This is a genomic window from Streptomyces sp. NPDC048191, assembly GCF_040652655.1.
Classification (GTDB): Bacteria; Actinomycetota; Actinomycetes; order Streptomycetales; family Streptomycetaceae; genus Streptomyces.
On sequence record NZ_JBEZMO010000036.1, the window covers coordinates 1 to 17,728 of the forward strand.

At 74.8% G+C, this 17,728-nt stretch carries 17 protein-coding genes and 2 pseudogenes; 12 read left to right on the forward strand and 7 right to left on the reverse strand.

All coding sequences use genetic code 11. From position 1 onward, the window contains the following. A pseudogene (locus AB0D93_RS36010) lies at window positions 1-86 on the forward strand (RNA polymerase subunit sigma-70); the annotation flags it as partial. A gap of 82 nt (window positions 87-168) precedes the next feature. Here AB0D93_RS36010 and AB0D93_RS36015 read toward each other — a convergent pair. Then, window positions 169-1,077: a ScbA/BarX family gamma-butyrolactone biosynthesis protein gene (locus tag AB0D93_RS36015; RefSeq protein ID WP_362129088.1), complete on the reverse strand. Its 909-nt coding sequence runs from the start codon at window positions 1,075-1,077 to the stop codon at window positions 169-171. A 113-nt stretch (window positions 1,078-1,190) separates the two neighbouring features. On the opposite strand from AB0D93_RS36015, the gene AB0D93_RS36020 reads away from it, so the two are divergent. The 5 genes from AB0D93_RS36020 (at window position 1,191) to AB0D93_RS36040 (ending at window position 6,058) form a co-directional block, all read left to right on the forward strand. Beyond that, complete coding sequence (locus tag AB0D93_RS36020) at window positions 1,191-1,817, forward strand: ScbR family autoregulator-binding transcription factor (RefSeq protein ID WP_362129091.1); 627 nt, start codon at window positions 1,191-1,193, stop codon at window positions 1,815-1,817. After that, complete coding sequence (locus AB0D93_RS36025) at window positions 1,814-2,773, forward strand: NAD(P)-dependent oxidoreductase (RefSeq protein WP_362129094.1); 960 nt, start codon at window positions 1,814-1,816, stop codon at window positions 2,771-2,773. Before AB0D93_RS36020 ends, AB0D93_RS36025 begins: the two co-directional genes overlap by 4 nt. 256 nt (window positions 2,774-3,029) lie before the next feature. Further along, on the forward strand, window positions 3,030-3,620 hold the full coding sequence (locus AB0D93_RS36030) for a TetR family transcriptional regulator (RefSeq protein WP_362129097.1): 591 nt from the start codon (window positions 3,030-3,032) through the stop codon (window positions 3,618-3,620). Between the two features lie 127 nt (window positions 3,621-3,747). Beyond that, entirely contained in the window at window positions 3,748-4,824 is a 1,077-nt protein-coding gene (locus tag AB0D93_RS36035) for a transposase (RefSeq protein WP_362129100.1), read from the forward strand. Window positions 4,825-4,906: 82 nt separating this feature from the next. Then, a complete protein-coding gene (locus tag AB0D93_RS36040; RefSeq protein ID WP_362129102.1) occupies window positions 4,907-6,058 on the forward strand; it encodes a transposase in 1,152 nt (383 codons plus the stop codon). Between the two features lie 108 nt (window positions 6,059-6,166). On the opposite strand, the gene AB0D93_RS36045 is transcribed toward AB0D93_RS36040, so the two are convergent. The 6 genes from AB0D93_RS36045 to AB0D93_RS36070 form a co-directional block, all read right to left on the reverse strand. After that, window positions 6,167-6,757, reverse strand: coding sequence for a VOC family protein (locus AB0D93_RS36045; RefSeq protein ID WP_362129105.1), 591 nt, complete (start codon window positions 6,755-6,757; stop codon window positions 6,167-6,169). Further along, on the reverse strand, window positions 6,750-7,130 hold the full coding sequence (locus tag AB0D93_RS36050; protein WP_362129108.1) for a hypothetical protein: 381 nt from the start codon (window positions 7,128-7,130) through the stop codon (window positions 6,750-6,752). Before AB0D93_RS36050 ends, AB0D93_RS36045 begins: the two co-directional genes overlap by 8 nt. Further along, entirely contained in the window at window positions 7,127-7,855 is a 729-nt protein-coding gene (locus AB0D93_RS36055; RefSeq protein WP_362129111.1) for a cupin domain-containing protein, read from the reverse strand. The genes AB0D93_RS36050 and AB0D93_RS36055 overlap by 4 nt, the downstream gene beginning before the upstream one ends. After that, on the reverse strand, window positions 7,852-9,069 hold the full coding sequence (locus AB0D93_RS36060; protein ID WP_362129114.1) for a sedoheptulose 7-phosphate cyclase: 1,218 nt from the start codon (window positions 9,067-9,069) through the stop codon (window positions 7,852-7,854). Before AB0D93_RS36060 ends, AB0D93_RS36055 begins: the two co-directional genes overlap by 4 nt. Before the next feature lie 104 nt (window positions 9,070-9,173). Next, on the reverse strand, window positions 9,174-10,220 hold the full coding sequence (locus tag AB0D93_RS36065; protein WP_362129118.1) for an ROK family protein: 1,047 nt from the start codon (window positions 10,218-10,220) through the stop codon (window positions 9,174-9,176). Further along, a complete protein-coding gene (locus tag AB0D93_RS36070; RefSeq protein ID WP_362129121.1) occupies window positions 10,208-11,428 on the reverse strand; it encodes an MFS transporter in 1,221 nt (406 codons plus the stop codon). The genes AB0D93_RS36065 and AB0D93_RS36070 overlap by 13 nt, the downstream gene beginning before the upstream one ends. A gap of 312 nt (window positions 11,429-11,740) precedes the next feature. On the opposite strand from AB0D93_RS36070, the gene AB0D93_RS36075 reads away from it, so the two are divergent. The 6 genes and pseudogenes from AB0D93_RS36075 (at window position 11,741) to AB0D93_RS36100 (ending at window position 17,566) form a co-directional block, all read left to right on the forward strand. Further along, window positions 11,741-12,418 (forward strand): HAD-IA family hydrolase, encoded by a 678-nt coding sequence (locus AB0D93_RS36075; protein WP_362129124.1) that lies wholly within the window; start codon window positions 11,741-11,743, stop codon window positions 12,416-12,418. Window positions 12,419-12,659: 241 nt separating this feature from the next. Continuing rightward, window positions 12,660-13,574, forward strand: coding sequence for a sugar nucleotide-binding protein (locus tag AB0D93_RS36080; protein WP_362129127.1), 915 nt, complete (start codon window positions 12,660-12,662; stop codon window positions 13,572-13,574). Beyond that, on the forward strand, window positions 13,571-14,605 hold the full coding sequence (locus AB0D93_RS36085; RefSeq protein ID WP_362129130.1) for an alcohol dehydrogenase catalytic domain-containing protein: 1,035 nt from the start codon (window positions 13,571-13,573) through the stop codon (window positions 14,603-14,605). Before AB0D93_RS36080 ends, AB0D93_RS36085 begins: the two co-directional genes overlap by 4 nt. 40 nt (window positions 14,606-14,645) lie before the next feature. Further along, window positions 14,646-15,422, forward strand: a complete 777-nt coding sequence (locus tag AB0D93_RS36090; protein ID WP_362129133.1) for an alpha/beta hydrolase — start codon at window positions 14,646-14,648, stop codon at window positions 15,420-15,422. A gap of 251 nt (window positions 15,423-15,673) precedes the next feature. Beyond that, window positions 15,674-16,672 (forward strand): annotated as a pseudogene (locus AB0D93_RS36095) (acyltransferase); the annotation flags it as partial. A gap of 144 nt (window positions 16,673-16,816) precedes the next feature. Further along, window positions 16,817-17,566: a FadR/GntR family transcriptional regulator gene (locus tag AB0D93_RS36100; protein ID WP_362129298.1), complete on the forward strand. Its 750-nt coding sequence runs from the start codon at window positions 16,817-16,819 to the stop codon at window positions 17,564-17,566. Window positions 17,567-17,728 lie beyond the last annotated feature (162 nt).

A 17,728-nucleotide genomic window follows, 5' to 3' on the forward strand; every position in this document is an offset into this window, starting at 1 on the left:
GCCTCGCCCACCGCGTCCTCGGCGACGAGAAGGCCGCCGACACCCTCACCCGCGAGGTCTTCGCCCACCTCTGGGAACACCCCGACAACGCGGTCATCACTCGCCATCGTCGTTTTTGCGTGGCGGAGCCCCCGGCGAGGCGCGACCCACGCCCCCGCCGGTCAGGCCCTAGCGGACGCGGGTCCGTACGTCCGCCTCGAAGCGGAGCTCCCCGTCCTGGCGGGCGGTGACGCGGACGGTGTCGGGGGCGGGTGAGGCCGCCTCGATCCAGCACGGGCGGTCGAGTTCGACATAGCGGTGGAAGGCCGTCTCCATGGCGACGGGCAGCACGCGCTCCGGCCGGCGTACCGCCTGGGCGGCCTGCCGGGCGGCCTCCAGCAGGAGCATCCCGGGCACATGGTCCACGGCGTGGTCGAACAGCTTGCGGTGCCTGGTGTCGACACGCAGCCGCCAGCGGTCCGGACGGTCCGCCGGGGCGAGGACGACGTCCTCCGCGTGATCGCGTCCGGCCGTGTCCGGCCGCACGGGGCGCGGTGCCGGCAGGGCCGCCGCCATGGCCCCGGCGGCGTCCGCGCGTTCGCCGCGCAGCCGGTCGTAGACGGCCGGCGCCTGGACGGTGAAGCGCGAGCGGGCCCGGGCCTGCACCACGCCCTCGCGCACCAGCTCGACACGCATGGTCAGGGCGGCCAGCCGGTCCCGCCGGCGGACCAGGTCACGGCAGGCCACCCGCAGCTCCAGGGCCGCCGGGCCGGGCCGCAGGGCGCCGGGTTCCAGCGAGTAGTCGTACCGCTCCCAGACCAGGTGGTGGCCGAACGGGACGTCGTAGGCGGCGTGACAGAGCAGCGGGAACAGCTGCCGAATCGTTTCGCTCACCAGCAGGGGTTCATAGGAGCCGGACGCCGCGGTGTAGAAGGGATGGGCGCCGGGCCAGTGGGCGACGACCTGGAAGCAGTCGGGAGCCGTGCGGCACCAGCGGGTCAGCAGCACCTCGGCGGGATCGGACTTGTGGACGAGTCGCTGGGTCACGGGCAGGCCGGGGACCACGGCCCGGACCATCTCGCACACACCGGTGGTCATGACGGAATCTCCCCCACGTCGGACGACTTCGGCGGCAGCTTCGGCTGCGTCCCACAAAAAAATAGAGTACGTTCTGTTTTTTGTCGAAGGGACGACGATCAAGGGGAGAGCCGATGGCACGGCCCAAACAGGAGCGCGCGATCCGCACCAAGGAGCTGATCCTCCAGGCGGCCGCCGAGGTGTTCGACCAGTACGGCTACGCGGGCACGACGATCAGCCGCATCCTGGAACGCGCCGGCTCCACGCAGGGCGCCATGTACTTCCACTTCAAGGCGAAGGAGGACCTGGCCCGGGCCGTCATCGTCAACCAGGCCCAGGGGCTGAAGCTGCCGGCGGAGCCCGCCGGACTGCAGCAGCTCGTCGACGTCACGTTGCTGCTCGCCTTCGAGCTCCAGAGCAACGTCCTGCTCCGGGCGGGCGTACGGCTCGCCGTCGAGCAGGAGGAGTCGGGCCTGAACGAGTACTCGGTCTACGAGTGGTGGATCGAGCAGTTCCACCGGGAGCTGGAGACGGCCAGGGCGCACGGGGAACTGCTCCCGGACGTCGACGCGGCGGAGTTCGCCCGCGTCCTCGTGGCGAGCTTCACCGGCACCCAGGTGATGTCGCAGATCGCCACGGGCCGCGCCGATCTCCCGGACCGGATCGCCGCCCTGTGGCGTTATCTGCTGCCCGGCCTCGCTCCGGCCGAGGTCCGCGAGCGGCTGGTGGTGGACGTGGAGCGGGGGCGCACGCCGGCATGACGGACCTGGTAGTGCTGACCGGGGCGACGGGTTTCATCGGATCGGCCGCCCTCGCCGCGTTGACGGGCGGCCGTCCGGGGGTCCGGGTACGGGCCCTCGTGCGGCGCGTCCCCGAGCGGGCCGCCGGCGCCGGGCCGGGGGTGGAGTGGGTCACCGGCGACCTCGCCGACCCGGCCTCGCTGCGCGGACTGTGCGCGGGCGCCGGCACGCTGGTCCACCTGGCCTCGTACATCGGCCGCGACGAGGAGCGGTGCGAGGCGGTGAACGTCGCCGGGACCGGGGCGCTGATGGCCGAGGCCCGACGCGCCGGGGTCCGGCGGGTGGTGCACCTGTCGACCGCCGCGGTGTACGGGGAGGGCCCGCACCACGGCATCGGGGTGGACGAGACGCCCGCGGTGCCCGTGTCCCCCGCGAGCAGGACCCGGCTGGCCGGGGAGCGGTACGCCCGGCGGGCGGGTGCCGTGGTGCTGCGTCCGGGCCTGGTGCTCGGCGCGGGGGACCGCTGGGTGGTGCCCGCGCTGCGGGAGCTGGTCGAGCGGGTGCCGGCGGTCTGGGACGGCGACCGAGCGCTGCTGTCGGTGGTGGACGTCGGCGACCTGGGCCGGCTGATCGCCGCGGTCGCCGTCGGCGGGGCCGTGGTGCCGTCCGGGACCTACCACGCGAGCCACCCGGAGCCCGTACGCGTCGGGGACCTGCTGACCGAGTTGGCGGCCCATCAGGTGCTGCCCGCCAGGCCGGGTGCCGACTGGCCGTGGCCGGTCTGTCTGGAGCGGCTGCGCCGGGCGCCGGGGCGGGTGTCGGAGCGTCAGTTCGCCCTGCTGGCCCGCGACCACTGGTACCGCGGCGAGGACGTCTGGCGACTGTCGGCCTGCCCTCCGGGCCCCGGCCCCCTGCACCGGCTGCCGGACGCGGCGCACTGGTACCGCGACCACCTCCGCCGACGGGCGCCGGCCTGACCCCGCCCCCACCGGAACCCGCCGGAATCCACCGCTGCGACAAGGCCCCCCGCCCCGCCCGACCCGCCGGAACCCGCCGATGTGACAAAGTCACCGGTCGCTGCCGCGCGCCCGGCGGCAGCCGCGGCGTGCGCGCCTAGGATCGGCGCCCTGCACAATCTGTAGGCCGTGCGCGCGGAACGGGGCCTGTGCGACGGCGATCGGCGGGGTCACTCATGCCCGTACGCGCGTCTTCGGGGGAGATCGGAGACGGACAGTGGCACGACAGGAAAGGGCGGAGCGGACCCGTCGGGCGGTGCTCGACGCGGCGGCCCGTGAGTTCGCCCGGTACGGGTTCGCCGGCACCTCGCTGACCCGTGTCAGCGGCGCCGCCGATGTGACCATGGGGGCGCTGACCTTTCATTTCGCCACCAAGGCCGAACTCGCCGACGCCGTCCACGCCTCGGGCGTCCGCCTCACCCGGCGGGCGCTGGTGCCGCACGCGGGCGCCCAGGACATGGACGACGTGGCCCGCTTCACCCGGACCCTGGTGCGGCTGCTGGAGCAGGAGGTCGCCGTCCGGGCCGCCGCCCGGCTCGCCTGGGACCGGCCGGGTGCCGACGGGGGCTGGTACGAGGCGTGGCTGGCGCTGCTGCACGACCGGCCGAGGCACCCGGACGGCACGCTGTCCGGCCGGGGTGCGCCGCAGGCCGTCGTCTCCCTCGCGCTGTGTGTCGTCGCGGGCGCCGAGACGCTCCTGCGGCTCGGCGGACCACCCGGCGGCGCCCCGGAGCCGAGCCCCGCACGCCACGCCGACCTGGTCTGGGACCTCGTCGCGGGACCGGCCCCCGCCTCCCGGCAGGGCTGAGCCACCGACTTGGCGAAGTCGCGCCGCGGGGCAGCCGCAGGAGGCAAAAACAAAGAGAGCGTTCTGTATTGTCTTGGGGGCCGGGGTCACTCCGGCCTGTCGGCGTAGCCGTTGTGGAGGGGGGAAGGTGCGTTCTCAGGAGTTCTTCCGCCACCTGCCGCGCAGCGACCAGCGCCACTGGGCGGACGTCTATGTGCGCGGCCTGCTGACCGCCGAGGGCCGAAAGTCCCCGCGCGCGCTCGCGCTCGCGGGGACCGGCTCGCCCGAACCGGCGCACGCGCTGCACCAGTTCGTCAGCCACAGCCCCTGGGACTGGCGGCCGGTCCGGCACCTGCTCGCCCAGCGGGTCGGCGCGGAACTGCCGGCCCGCGCCCTGGTGCTGGGCGCGGCGCTGATTCCCAAGCGGGGCGGTCACTCGGTGGGGGTCGCGGCACACTTCGACCCGGACGCCGGACGGGCCGTCAACGCCCAGCTCGGTATGGGCCTGTTCGTCTCGGACGGCCACCGGGCGGTCCCGGTGGACTGGCGGCTGGTCCTGGACGAGGCGTGGTGTGCGGACCACCGCCGGCGCCGGGCCCGGCTGCCGGACTCCGCGGCGCCGCGGCCGGCCTGGCAGGACGCCCTCGCGCTGGCCGCCGGGGCGGGAGAGCTGCCGGTGGTCGTGGACGCGCGGCGCACGCCCGGTCCGGCGGCCCTGGTGGCCGGACTCGCCCGGCGCGGTGCGGTGTTCCTCGCGGAGACCGGCCCCGGGCAGCGGGTCGTACCGGCCGGCGGGCCCGCCCGTGCGGTCCGGGTGGACGAACTGCCCGCCTACGACGGCGACGACGTCGTCGCCACCGCGCTGGTGCGGCCCCTCGAGGCGGGCACGGAGGCGGCCGGGGCACCGGTGCTGCGGCTGTGGCGCCTGGGCGCGCCCGGTACCGGCCGGGCGCGCTGGGCCCTGACGAACGCCCGCCGGCTGGCGGCCGGCGGCGTGCGCGCGCTGCTGCGGCACGCGGATGCCGCCGGCGCGGTACTGCCCGCCCTGAGCACGGACTTCGGGCTGTGCGACTACGAGGGGCGCTCCTACCCCGGCTGGCACCGCCACATGACGCTGGTCTCCGTCGCCTACGCGCTCGCGGCACTGCGGTGCGAGGCGGCCCGCGCCCCGCTGCGGCGCCCCCCGGCCAGGCCGTGTACCGGCCTGCTCGCCCGCGGCGCCTGAACCGACTCCCGGGCCCCGCCCGGCGCACGTCCCGCGCGGCAGTGTGGCCGCGCCCGTTCGTCACCCCACCAAGAGGTATGCCATGCACGGGTCACAGACGGGCCTCGGCTGCCCTGTCCCCTTCCCGGCCCACTCCCCCACAACCGACGTCGAAGCCCAGGTCACCGAGCTCGCCGACCTCCTCTTCCGGTCCTTCCCCCGGGCCGGCCACCGGCTCAAGGGCGAGCAATACCTGCGCGGCCTGCTCACCGCCCCGGGCCGCAAGACCGTCCGCAACATCGCCCGTGCCCTCGGCGACTCGGGGGCCGCGCAGCGGCTGCACCACTTCGTCTGCAACGCGCCATGGCGCTGGCAGCCGGTGCGCGAGGCCCTCGCCGCCCATCTGACCGACGCGGCCCCGCCGCAGGCCTGGGTCGTACGGCCGCTGGTCATCCCGAAGGCGGGCGAGCACTCGGTGGGCGTGCACCGGCGCTTCGAGCCGGAGACCGGACAGGTCGTCAACGGGCAGCAGGCACACGGGCTGTGGTACGCCCGCCCGGGGATGAACGCACCCGTCGACTGGTGCCTCAACCCGCCCGCCCGCACCCTGCCGGGCGGCCGCCCGCAGCCCGTGGACCTCGGCCCCGGCCGCCGTCCGGTCACCGCGCTGCTCGACCGGGCCGGCCGTCCGGGCGGAGCCGCGCCCGCCCCGGTGCTGTGGGACTGCCCGGCCGAGGACGCCACGGACGCCCTGCGGACCCTGGCCGCACTCCCGCTGCCCGGCGTCGTACGGCTGGCCGGCGGCACCGCACTGGACGTGCTCGGCCCGTCCGGCCGGCGCGCGCTGGGCACCCCGCTGCCCGCCGAGCGGATCGCCGCCGCACCCGGAGCCCCCTGGCTGTGCGGGCACGACGTCGCCCCCGGGGTGCGGGCCGTCACCGTCCGCGTCGCGGCGCCCCGCCCGCGCACCGCCGCACCCGGACGGCCCGCGGACGGGCTGCTGCTGTACGCGCAGTGGCGTGCCGACCACCCCGGCCGCGCCGACTTCTGGCTCACCTCCCTGGTCCGCGCGCCCGCCGCCGAACTGCACCGGCTGACCGCCCTGGCCGGACAGACGGCCCGGGACACCGCCCGGACCGGCGCCCGCGTCGGCCTGCGCGACTTCGAGGGCCGCTCCTACGCCGGCTGGCACCGCCACATGACGCTCGCCTCCGCCGCGTACACCGCCCTGCTGCGGGCCGGCGGACGCGGGTGACGCCCCGTCACGGCGTGCCGTCGTCACGGCGGTCACGGCACGCCGAAGCGGCCGGGGCCGTGCGCGGATGTCCGCGCACGGCCCCGGCCGCTCGTGTCCTGCCCGCCCTCAGCGCCTGCCGTACCAGCCGTCCGGCTCCCCCGCGTACCGGCGGGCGGACGTCTCCCTCTCGTACGGCAGGCTCCCGTCGGGGATGGCCAGCAGTTCCAGGGTGATGCCGACGGGCGTACGCGCGTACGTCCACCGGTTGCCCGCGATGGGGCCCTCCTCGATGGTCTCCGGGCCGCCCAGGATCTCCACCCCCGGCTGGGCGCCCAGATAGGCGACCGCCGCCTCGATGTCCTCGACGGCGATGGCGAGATGGTGGCCGCCGACGTCGTGGTTGCGCGGCGGCACCGGGTTCTGGCCCGGAGCGGTGTACTGGAAGAGCTCGACGTTGCAGGTCGGGCCCAGCCGGATCATGGCGATGTCGGCGACGGCCCGTGGATGCACGTCCAGGCGCTCGGCCATCCAGTCGTCCTCCCGGGCGATCGGGCCCTCCCGGTAGACGAGTTCGCCGCCGAGGACGTCGACGAAGAAGGCCACGGCCCGCTCCAGGTCGGTGACGGTGTAGGCGACGTGGTCGACGTTGCGGGCGGTGGGGATGCCCCGCCGTGCGCGCGGGGCGCGTGCGGCCGGGCGCACCGCGAGGTCAGTCATGGGGCAGCTCCGGAACCCGCCGGGGCAGCCGCCGCACCCGGTCGTGCGGCAGCACGGCCAGCAGCAGCAGCTCGGCGCCGCCGTCCGCCGCCGTCAGCCGGGGGCGCGCCCCGGCGGGGCTGAGCATCACCTCGCCGGGGCGCAGCCGCCACGGCACACTGTCGTACTCCTCCACCGTGACCGCCCCGGACAGCACCAGCCACACCTCGTCGGTGCCGCCGCGCCCGCTGTCCTCCACCGGGGCGCCGGCCGGCAGCCGCACATGGTCGACCGCCTCGCACTCGCTGTGCAGCATGCCGCGCCGGGCCAGGCAGCGCCGGGCCGGGCCGCCGCCCTCCCGTACGGCGTGCGCCGCGGACCGGGAGACGATCATGCGGCGCTCACCTCCCCGGCGGACGCGACCGCCAGCACCGCGTGGAACACGCGCAGCCCCTCGGCCCCGGCCGTGACCGTGAGCGAGCCGCCCAGCGGCAGGGTGACCGCGCTGCCCGCGGCCAGCGGCACCTCGGCGCCGCTGCCGGTGGCGGTGCCCTCGCCGCCCAGGACGAACACCACGTGCTCGGTGCCTTCGGCGGCCAGTGTCAGCTTCTCGCCGGTGGCCAGGGCGCGGGTGCGGATGGTCCGCAGCGGCCCGTCGAAGGTGCCGGACGGGTCGACTTCGGTGGCCTCGCCCAGGACGTGGACGGTGCTGCGCGGCATGCTGTTCCTCTCCCGGTCGGACCCCCGTGCTCCGGTGAGCACGGAGTGGGTGTGCGGCGTCGACATCTCGACGACGAGCCAGTCCAGCGGACCGGACCCCGTGTTGCGCAGGCCGTGGGTGCTGCCGGTGCGGGTCAGCGCCATCGACCCGGCGCGCACGGGGTACGGCCGCCCGTCGAGCCGGAGTTCTCCCTCGCCGGAGAGGACGAAGTAGATCTCCTCGGTACGGGTGTGCAGGTGCTCGCCGCTGACCGCGCCCGGCGGCAGCGACGCCCACTCGACGGCCTCCCAGGACCCGGCCGTGCCGGTCCGCCGGGCCAGGCACTTCCAGTACGTCAGGCCCTCGGTGCCGTGCACCCCGTAGACCTCGGCCGCCTCCGAGACATCCGCGACGATCACGCCGCCCCCTCGAGCACCGGCGTACGACGGCCGGCCGTGCCCAGGGCGCGCAGGTCGTCGATGGCCGCGGCCAGTTCGGCCGGGGTGACGTCGTTGACGAACATGGCGTCGCCGATGCCGACCGGCAGCGGCAGGCGCTGCAGGCCGTCGCGGTGGCGGACGGTGTCGGCCAGCGCGCGGGCCAGCAGCCCGGGTTCCAACAGGTCGTTCCAGGTGGGCAGTTCGAGGCTGTCCATGACGGCGAGGATCCGGTCCCGGTCCGTCTCGCCCACCAGGCCCCGGCGGGCCGCCATCACGGTGGTCAGCGCCATGTCGACGCACACCGCCTCACCGTGCAGCAGCGCCGGCAGGGCGTGCATCTCGACGGTGGGGCTGAAGGTGTGGCCGTAGTCCACGATCCGTTCGAGCTCGGTCTCCCACAGGTTGGGCTGCAGCTCCTCCAGCATGCCGTGGATGGCGCGCTGCACGACCTCGTGCGCCACTCGGCCGGAGCCCCAACGGCCGCCCTGCAGGCGGCTGTCGAGCAGGTCAGGGCCGTGCGCCTCCAGCAGCTCGAAGAGCCGCGCGTCCTTGATGAGGGCCATCTTCAGGACCTCCGCGAGCCCGTTGGCGATGTGCCGGCGGTCGACGGTGGCCAGGAAGGAGCGGTCGAGCAGGGTGAGGGAGGTCGGGAAGTAGGTGCCGAGCCGGTTCTTGTGCCCGTTGAAGTTGACGCCGGTCTTGACCCCGACACCCGCGTCCACCAGGCCGATCAGCGTGGTGGGCACCCGGACGACCGGAGTGCCGCGCCGGTACAGGCTCGCCACCAGGCCGACGATGTCCAGCAGGACACCGCCGCCGACGGCTATCAGCGGTTCGCGGCGGCGGTCGATGCTGAAGGCGTCGACGGCACGCACGATCTCCTCGAGCGTGGCCATCTCCTTGACGGTCTCGTCGATCCGCACGACGTGCATCCGGTACTCCACCCCGTGGTGGGCGAAGTAGGCCCGGATCCGCTCCCCGTGCAGGCGCTCGACGTCCGCGTCGACGACGACGAAACGGCGCCGGGTGCCGCCGCCGGCCGCGGCGGGTTCGAGCAGCGCCCCGTCCGCCGGGTCGAAGGCGTCCTCGCACATCCTCACCTCGTAGCTGACCGGTTTCACCGCGCTCACCTGCCAGGCGTCCACCTGCGCGCTGCGGGTGAAAAGGCCCACCGGCGGAATTTCCCGAGTCATGCTTTCCTCCACAGAGATATTCGAGAGATTTTCTCGATGTCGGCCTGCATTTTCAGTTCACCAGCAGGAGAACGCATGGGACAAGCAATCGGAAAACCCGCGGGCTACTTTGTCAGAATTGACTGCGAGTTGCCGTCGCCGTGCGCGGAGCCGAGCAGCCGGCCCATTCCGATGAGGCAATGGTCGTCGTCCGGTGCCCCGAGGACGAGCATCTCCCGCACCTCGGACGCGCTGAGGCCGAAGCAGCCGGCCCGGCACAACTCCTCCGCCAGCACGTCGAGGAAGCGCTCGCCGACGGCCAGCGCGAAACCGCCGACGAAGACATGGCGGCGTACGCCGGTGCCCAGGAAGACGGAACCGACCGCCGTCGCCAGATGGGCCAGCCCCGAGCGCAGCACCGCCACGGCGAACGGATCGCCCTCGCGGGCGGCCCGGGCGAGCGCCCGGTTGGTGATGTCGTCGGCCTGCGGCGCGGCACCGGCGGCACACAGCGCGGCGAGCCCGGAGGCGGCGAACGCCTCGGGCCGGGCGCGGGCGGCACGGCGGGCGGCGGCGAGCATGCCGCGCCCGGAGGCGAGCGCGCCGAGGTGCCCGCGGCCGCCGCAGTCGCAGCGGGGCGCGTCGGGCGCCGGGTCGCACAGCAGGTGCCCCAGCTCACCGCCGTGCCCGGCGTCGTCCACCAGGACGCGGTCGCCGGCGTAGATCTTGTTGCTGATGCCGGAGCTGATCGTGAACAGGCAGAACGACGGCCCACCCGGGGTGACGTACCGCCAGGCCGCGGCCGTGGTGTCGTTGACGACCGTGACCGGCAGCCCGGTGCGCTCGGTGAGCAGCCCGGCCAGCGGCAGCGGCGCTCCGCCGCCACCCCACACGGTCGGCGCCCCGGTGACCGTCCCGTCCGCGGTGACGGGCCCGGCGAACGCGACCCCGACGGACGTGGCCCCGAGCCCCTCCGGGCTGTCCCGGACCCGTGCGATCTCCTGGGCGAGCTGGTCGACCACGGTCTTCTGGGCCTCCGCCACGTGCTCGGCGTCCCGCCCTCCGGTGCCGCGCACCGGAACCCGCCGTACGCCGGTCAGCGCCCGGGCGGCGGTGTCCCAGCACGCGGTCCGCAGGGTGGTGCCGCCGACATCGGCGACTATGCAGCGCATCGGTCTTCCTCTCCTGGAGTGCGCGCGGGCACGGCGGTCCGCGCGGCCGCGTCCCGGCGCCGGTGTACCCACGCGGGGACGATGAGGAGCAGGGCCACGACCGCGGCGGCGCAGCCCGCGGCGGTGACCGAACGGGCACCCCAGCCCTGGTCCAGGACCGCGCCGCCGAGCCACGCGCCGAAGCCGTTGCCGAGGTTGAAGGCGGAGACGTTCGCGGACAGGGCCAGCAGGGGCGCGGCCGCGGCCAGGGCCAGCACCCGGGCCTGCAGGACGGGGATGATGGAGAACCCGGCCGCGCCGAACAGCAGCAGCACGACGGCCGCGGGCCAGCGGTAGGGCGCCACGGCCCAGAAGACGGCCAGCGCCACCGCCAGCGCGGTCAGGCACAGCACCGCGCCGCGGGTCGGGTCCCGGTCGGCGAGCCGGCCGCCGGCCAGGTTGCCCAGCACCGCGCCGATCCCGAACACCGCGAGCAGCACGCTCATGGCGCCGGCCGGGAAACCCGCCACGTCCCGCATCAGCGGGGCCAGATAGGTCGAGGCGGTGAAGACCGCCCCCTGGGCCAGCACGGTGACGGCCATCGACGCCAGCACCGCCGGACGGCACATCACGCGCACCTCGTCGCGTACGGCGCCCGGTGCGCCGCCGGTGCCCTCCTCGCCGCCGCGGGCGGGCACGGCGAGGACGACGAGCACGATCGCGGCCAGCGCGGTGACGGCCAGCGCGCCGAACGTGGCACGCCAGCCCCAGCGCTGGCCGACCAGGGTGCCGAGCGGCGAGCCCAGGATGTTGGCGAGGTTGAACCCGAGCGACACCTGGGCGATGGCGGTGGCCTGCCGGTCCGGCGGCGACATGCGGGCGGCCACCAGGCCGGCCATGGCCACGAAGGTGCCGTGGGCGAGCGAGGCGACGATCCGGGCCGTCATGAGCGTCGTGTAGTTCCCGGCCAGGTAACTGCCGATGTTGCCGGCCAGGAACACCGCCATCAGGCCCACCATCAGGGCCTTGCGGGGCACCCGCAGGGTGAGCAGTGTGATCAGCGGGCCGCCGAGGGCGACGCCGACCGCGTAGCCGGTGACCAGGAGTCCCGCCGAGGGCACGGAGACACCGAGGCCGGTCGCGACGTCGGGCAGGATCCCGGCGATGGCGATCTCGGCCGTGCCCACGCAGAAGACGCACAGCATCAGAGCGAAAACAGGCAACTGCACAGGCCGACTCCGGTAATTCGCCGAACAAATACGGGCCCCATACTGGGACCCCGGGCACGGCCGGGTCACGCGCGAAACTGACACAGTCCCTGTGGCTGACGTCATCAGCGTCGTGCGTTGTCCGCGGGGAACGGGGCCCTTTATGGTCGAGCGAGCCGGGCCTGCCGGCGGGAGTGCGTCCCGCGCGGCCACACCGAATTCACCCGACGCAACATGCCGGTAATTCGGGGGCGATCATTCGGCCCGTTCCGCACTTCCGTGCCCTTCTGGAGGAGGCTCCCTTTGTCTGTCGGGGGAAGGTCAGCGACGCCTGTGACGAGCATTCCCGTGCGTGCCGTGCTGTTCGACCTGGACGGCGTGCTGGTGCACTCCGCGTCGGCGGTCGAACGTTCCTGGGCCCGGTGGGCCCGCCGGCACGGTCTGGACGCGGACCAGGTGGTCGCGCTCTGCCACGGCCGTCCGTCCGTGGAGACCATCGCCCGGCTCGCCCCGCACCTGGACGCCGCCGCCGAGGCCGGCGCGCTGGAGGCGGAACAGGCCGGGGACACCGCGGATCTGACGCCCTGCCGGGGATCCGCCGGACTCATCGGCGCCCTGGACGGCGCCGGCGTCCCCTGGGCGGTCGTCACCTCCGGCACCCGTCCGGTGGCCGCGGCCCGGCTGGCCGCCGCCGGGCACCGGCAGCCGGAGGTGTTCGTCACCGCCGACGCCGTCACCCGCGGCAAGCCCGACCCCGAGGGCTATCTGACGGCGGCCCGCGCGCTGGGTGTCGACCCGGCCGACTGCGTCGTCGTCGAGGACGCCGAACCGGGCGCCCGCGCCGGTCACGCCGCCGGCGCCACCGTCATCGGCGTGCCGGGCGGCACCCTCACGGGCCACGAGGACACCCTCACCGCCTACGTCCCCTCCCTCACCGACCTGACCCTCACCCCGCCCACAGCGACCACCCCGGCCCGACTGACCACCCGCGTCGCCGAGAGGGTGGGGTGAACCCCGTGCACCACGGCGAGCACGGCGAGCACGGGGTGAGCGCCGTACGGCGGCGCTTCCCTTCCCGCGACGGCGACTTCACCGGCCTCGGACAGGCAGCCGCCCCCCACCGGACCGGCTCGACCCCGACGGCCCCCGCCCCGGCCGCCCCACCGTGCCACGACCGCGCTCCCACCCCGGACGCCGCAGTGAGCACCCCCCTTCGCCCCCTCCCCCTCCCCCACACCCCGAGGTGAACACCGTGGGACAGCATGTGACCGTCGTCGGCCGTGGGCTCATCGGGTCCGCTCTGGTCGGCCGGCTGCGCCGGGACTTCGGCGTCGTGCGTACCGTCGCCCGCAGCGGCGCCCGTACCGACGAGCACGAACCGTGCGACCTCGGTACCCGGCACGGGCGGGACGGCCTGCTCGGGGCGCTGCGGCGGTGGGGACCGGACCGGGTCGTGCTCACCCACGGGCCCAGCGACGTGACCTGGATGGAGCGGCACCCCGAGGAGGCGGCCGAGGCGCACGCGGGGCTCGCCCGCGCGGTGGCCGCGGAGTTCGGCCCGCGGCTGCTGCTGGTCTCCACCGACAACGTCTACCCCGGCACCGAACCCCTGCGCACGCCCGCAGACCGGCCCCGCCCCGCCAACGTCTACGGCCGGGTCAAGCTCGCCGCCGAGCAGGCCGTACGGGACGCCGGCGGGCGTGTGGTGCGGGTCAGCCTCGTCTACGGCGGCTGGTCACCGCCCGGTCAGCGCGTGACGTTCGCCGAGCGCTGTCTGCTCGCGGCCCGCGCCCGGCAGCCGCTCACCGTGCCCGAGGACCAGTGGTTCACGCCCGTCCACCTGGACGACGTGACGACGGTGCTGACGGCCCTGTGCCGCCCGGGTGCCGAGGCACCCGCGCTCACCCATCTGTCCGGGCCCCGGCAGCTGAGCCGGTACGAGTTCGCCCGGGCCGCCTACCGCCTGACCGGAGCCGGCGAACACCTGGTCACGCCCTGCCCGCGCGCGGACAGCGAGTGGGCGAGCCGCCCGCGCTACTCCTCCCTGCGCTGCGACGACTTCGCGGCCGCCACCGGCACCCCCGGCTGGCAGCCGGCCGGCGTCGGCACCGGCCTGCGCGCCATGCTCGCCGCCGCCCCCGCGCCGAGCGGGGTGACCGCCCGATGACCGGCGCCCCCCTGCCCGCGACCATGACCGCGCTGCAGCTCACCGCCCCCGGGCAGGTCCGTCTCACCGAGGTGCCCACCCCCCGGCTGCGCCCGGGACACTGCCTGGTGGCCGTCCGGTACGTCGGGCTGTGCGGCACCGATCTGGGCTTCTGGGACGGTTCCAGCAACTATCTGCGCGACGGTCTGAAGTCCTACCCGTTCACCCCGGGCCACGAGTGGAGCGGCCGGGTCGTCGCCCTCGCCGGCGACGTGACCGGCGTACGGCGGGGCGACCGGGTCGCGGGCCACAACTTCCGCCCGTGCGGCGCCTGTTCGCAGTGCGCCGAGGGCCGTGTCGCGTCCTGCCCCGAACGCAGCGAGATGGGTGTCCTCGGTCCGGAGCCCGGCGCCGCCGCCGCGTACCTGCTGGTGCCCGCGCACACCCTCGTCCGGCTGCCCGACGAGGTGGACGACACCACGGCCGCCCTGCTGGAGCCGTGCAGCGCGGGCATGCACGCGGTGGACCGTCTCGCCGTCACCGCCGCCGACCGGGTGGCCGTGCTCGGCGGCGGCACCCTCGGCCTGGCCGCCGCCCAGCTCGCCCGCGCCCGCGGCGCCGAGGTCCGCCTCTACGACCCGGCCGGCCCGGCTCGGGCGCTCGCGGCGGAGCTCGGGATCCACGCCGGGCCTCCCGAGAGCGCGCCGTACGGCTCGTTCACCGCCGTGATCGAGGCCTCCGGGGCCCCCGCAGCCGTCCGCACCGCACCCCTGCTGTGCGCGCACGGGGCCCGGCTGGCCCAACTGGGCACCCCGCACCACGCGGTGGACGGCATGCCGACGGCGGAACTCGTCCTGCGCGACCTCACGCTGCACGGTGTCCTGTCCGGCGTGGCGCACTGGGAGCCCCTGCTGGAGGCCGTCGCCACCGGCGCGCTGCGGCTCGCCCCGCTGATCGACACCGTCGTCCCCCTCGACCGGCCCGACGAGGCCTACCGACGGCTCGCCGAGGGCGGCCGCACCCGGCCCAAGGTGCTGCTGCGCCTGGCCTGACCCCACGACACGTCCGAACCGACACCCACCGAGGAAAGCCATGCACCAGACGACCGCGGGCAACGCGACCGTGCACTACCGCGCCGAGGGCCAGGGCCCCGGACTCCTCCTGATCCACGGCACCGGTGCCACCGGGGAGACCAACTACGGCCATCTGCTCAAGCACTTCACCGACGACCACACCGTCATCACCCCCGACTACGCGGGCAGCGGCGACACCGCGGACGACGGTGCCCCGCTCACCCTGGACGCGCTCGTCGACCAGGTCCTCGGCGCCTCCGGCGAGGTCACCGGCGAACCCGTCGACGTCGTCGGCTTCTCGCTGGGCGCGGTGATCGCCGCCGCGGCCGCCGCCCGGCACCCCGAGCGCGTGCGCCGCCTGGTCCTGATCGCCGGCTGGGCGCGCAACGACGACCCGCGCAAGCGGCTCGGCTTCCAGGTGTGGCGCCGGCTCGCCGACATCGACCCCGAGCTGTACTCGCACTACATCAGCCTGCTCCTGTTCCGGCCCGCCTTCCTGGCCGGCCTCGACGAGGAGTCCTTCGCCCAGTGGGTCGGCGGCGCCGCGGTCACCGAGGGCACCGTGCGCCAGATCGACCTGGGCCTCGACGTCGACATCCGCGAGGAGCTGCCCCGCGTCACCGCGCCGACGCTGGTCGTCGGCTGCCGTCACGACCAGCTGGTGCCGGTCGAGCACTCCCGTGAGCTGCACGAGGCGATCAGCGCCAGCCAGTACGTGGAGCTCGACAGCGGGCACCTGGTGCCGGCGGAGGCCCCGGACGCGCTGGTCGACGCCGTCCGCACCTTCCTGCACTGATCACGGCCGCGTGAGCCGATACGGGGGAGCCACGCGTGCCAGGCGCCGAGCGGGACCGGCCGACGATGCTCCTCCCCTGCCCCGACCGACCCGGACAAGGAGTCACAGCCGTCATGGCCACGGACCAGACATCGCCGGCCTCGTCCGCCGGGACCGTACCGGCGCCCCGCCCCGAACCGTCCGCCGAGCGGATACCCCCGACCGGTGGCCCGGCCCCGGCGCGGGTGAGCAGGCTCCCCTCGCTCACCGGCATGCGTTTCCCGGCCGCGCTGCTGGTCTTCCTCTTCCACGTCTCGCTGCCCGCCGCCTACCTGCTGGGCGACGACGCCGCCGACGCCGACGGCAGCCTGCTCGCCCGGCTGGTGGAGCAGGCCGGCGGTCTCGGCGTCACCTTCTTCTTCGTCCTCAGCGGCTTCGTCCTGGCCTGGTCGGCCCGCGAGGGCGACGCCACCCGCTCGTTCTGGCGCCGCCGCTACCTCAAGATCGTGCCGAACTACCTGGTGGCGTGGGCGCTGGCGATGCTCCTCGTCGCGGCAGGGACGGCCCCGTGGCGGTCGCTGTCCACCCTCCTGATGCTCCAGTCGTGGATCCCGGACTACGACACGAACTTCAGCGTGAACCCGCCCGGCTGGTCCCTGTCCACGGAGGCGTTCTTCTATCTCTGCTTCCCGCTGCTGATCCACTGGGTCCGCCGCATCGCGCCGGGACGGCTGAAGTACTGGACCGCTGCCGTCGTCGCGGCCGTCGCCGCGACCCCGTTCGTGACCACGGCGCTGATTCCCGCCGGCACGGTGTACATGTCCAACGAGCCGAGCGTCTCCGGCCTGCACCTGTGGTTCGCGTACTGCTTCCCGCCGGCCCGGCTGCTGGACTTCCTGCTGGGCGTCCTCGTCGCCCGCGCCGTGCTGCTCGGCCGCTGGCGCGACATCGGCCTGACCTGGTCCGGGCTGCTCCTCGTGGCGAGCTACGCGGTCGCCGAACTCCCGGGCGTGCCCTATCTGTTCGCGCAGCGGGCGGTGTGTGTCGTGCCGTGCGCGCTGTTCATCGCGGCCGGGGCGCGCGCCGACGCCGAGGGACGCTTCACCCTGTTCCGCAACCGCGCCATGACCTGGCTCGGCGAGGTGTCGTTCGCCTTCTATCTGCTGCACTTCGTCGTGCTGGCCAAGGGGCGCGCGCTGGTGGGCCGGGTGGACTCCGTGCCGGTGGCGATCGCGGTGACGGTGGCCGAGTGCGCCGTCGCGGTGCTGGCCTCCTGGGCGCTGTACGCGTGGGTGGAGAAGCCGCTCGTACGCCGCTGGTCCCGGCCTCGTACCCCCTCGGTCCCCGCCTCCGCGCCGGCCGCGACCGGCGTCGGCGCGGGCGCCGCCCCGGCACGGGTCGCGTACTCTCTCGCCATGGCAGCCCGGGACCTTCAGGAGCGGATCAAGAAGCTGATCGTGGACCGGCGGCTGCCCTCGGGCGCGCCGCTGCCGACCGAGCCCGAGCTGATGGAGTACCTCGGCGCGAGCCGGAACTCCGTGCGCGAGGCCCTGAAGGCGCTGCAGGCGATGGGGATCGTGGAGATCCGGCACGGGTTCGGCACCTACGTCGGCTCGATGTCCTTCGCACCGATGATCGAGGGCCTGGCCTTCCGCACCGTCGCCGGGCACTACCGGGGCGAGGACTCCCTGCTGCAGTTGCTGGAGCTGCGCGAGGCCGTGGAGACCGGGCTGGTCTCCCGGCTGGCCGGGCGGCTGCCCAAGGCGGACCTCGTTGAACTGGACGCCCTAGTCGACCGTATGGAACAGGAGGCCGCCGAAGGGGCGGGCCTCGCCGAGACCGACCGCGCCTTTCACGCCACCCTCTACCGGGGGCTGGACAACGTACTGCTGAGCGAGGTGCTGGAGGCGTTCTGGGACGCCTTCCACCGGGTGCAGCGGGATCTGGTGGACGTGCCGCAGGACCCCAGGGTCACCTGCCGCCAGCACCGGGAGATCCTGGACGCGGTCCGGTCCGGCGACTCACTGCGGGCGGAGGAGGCCATAAGGGACCACTTCGGCAACATCCGTGTCCGCCTCTCCACCACCGGCGCACCGGGGTCCCCCGAGCCCACCGGCGCACCCGTCCCTCCCGAGCCCCAGCCGCGCCACAATGAACGGGTTTGACCGGTAAACACCGCGTTTCGCGCCTTGCGATCATGTAGAGCACCGTAGAACCCTGGACGTCCAAGCTGCCGCCGTGCTGCGGCAGTTGGGGGGCGAAGCGGTTGCGGAACAGCGGGGAGGGGGCCCCGCCCATGAATCGATGCCGAGGGGGGCATCATGCAA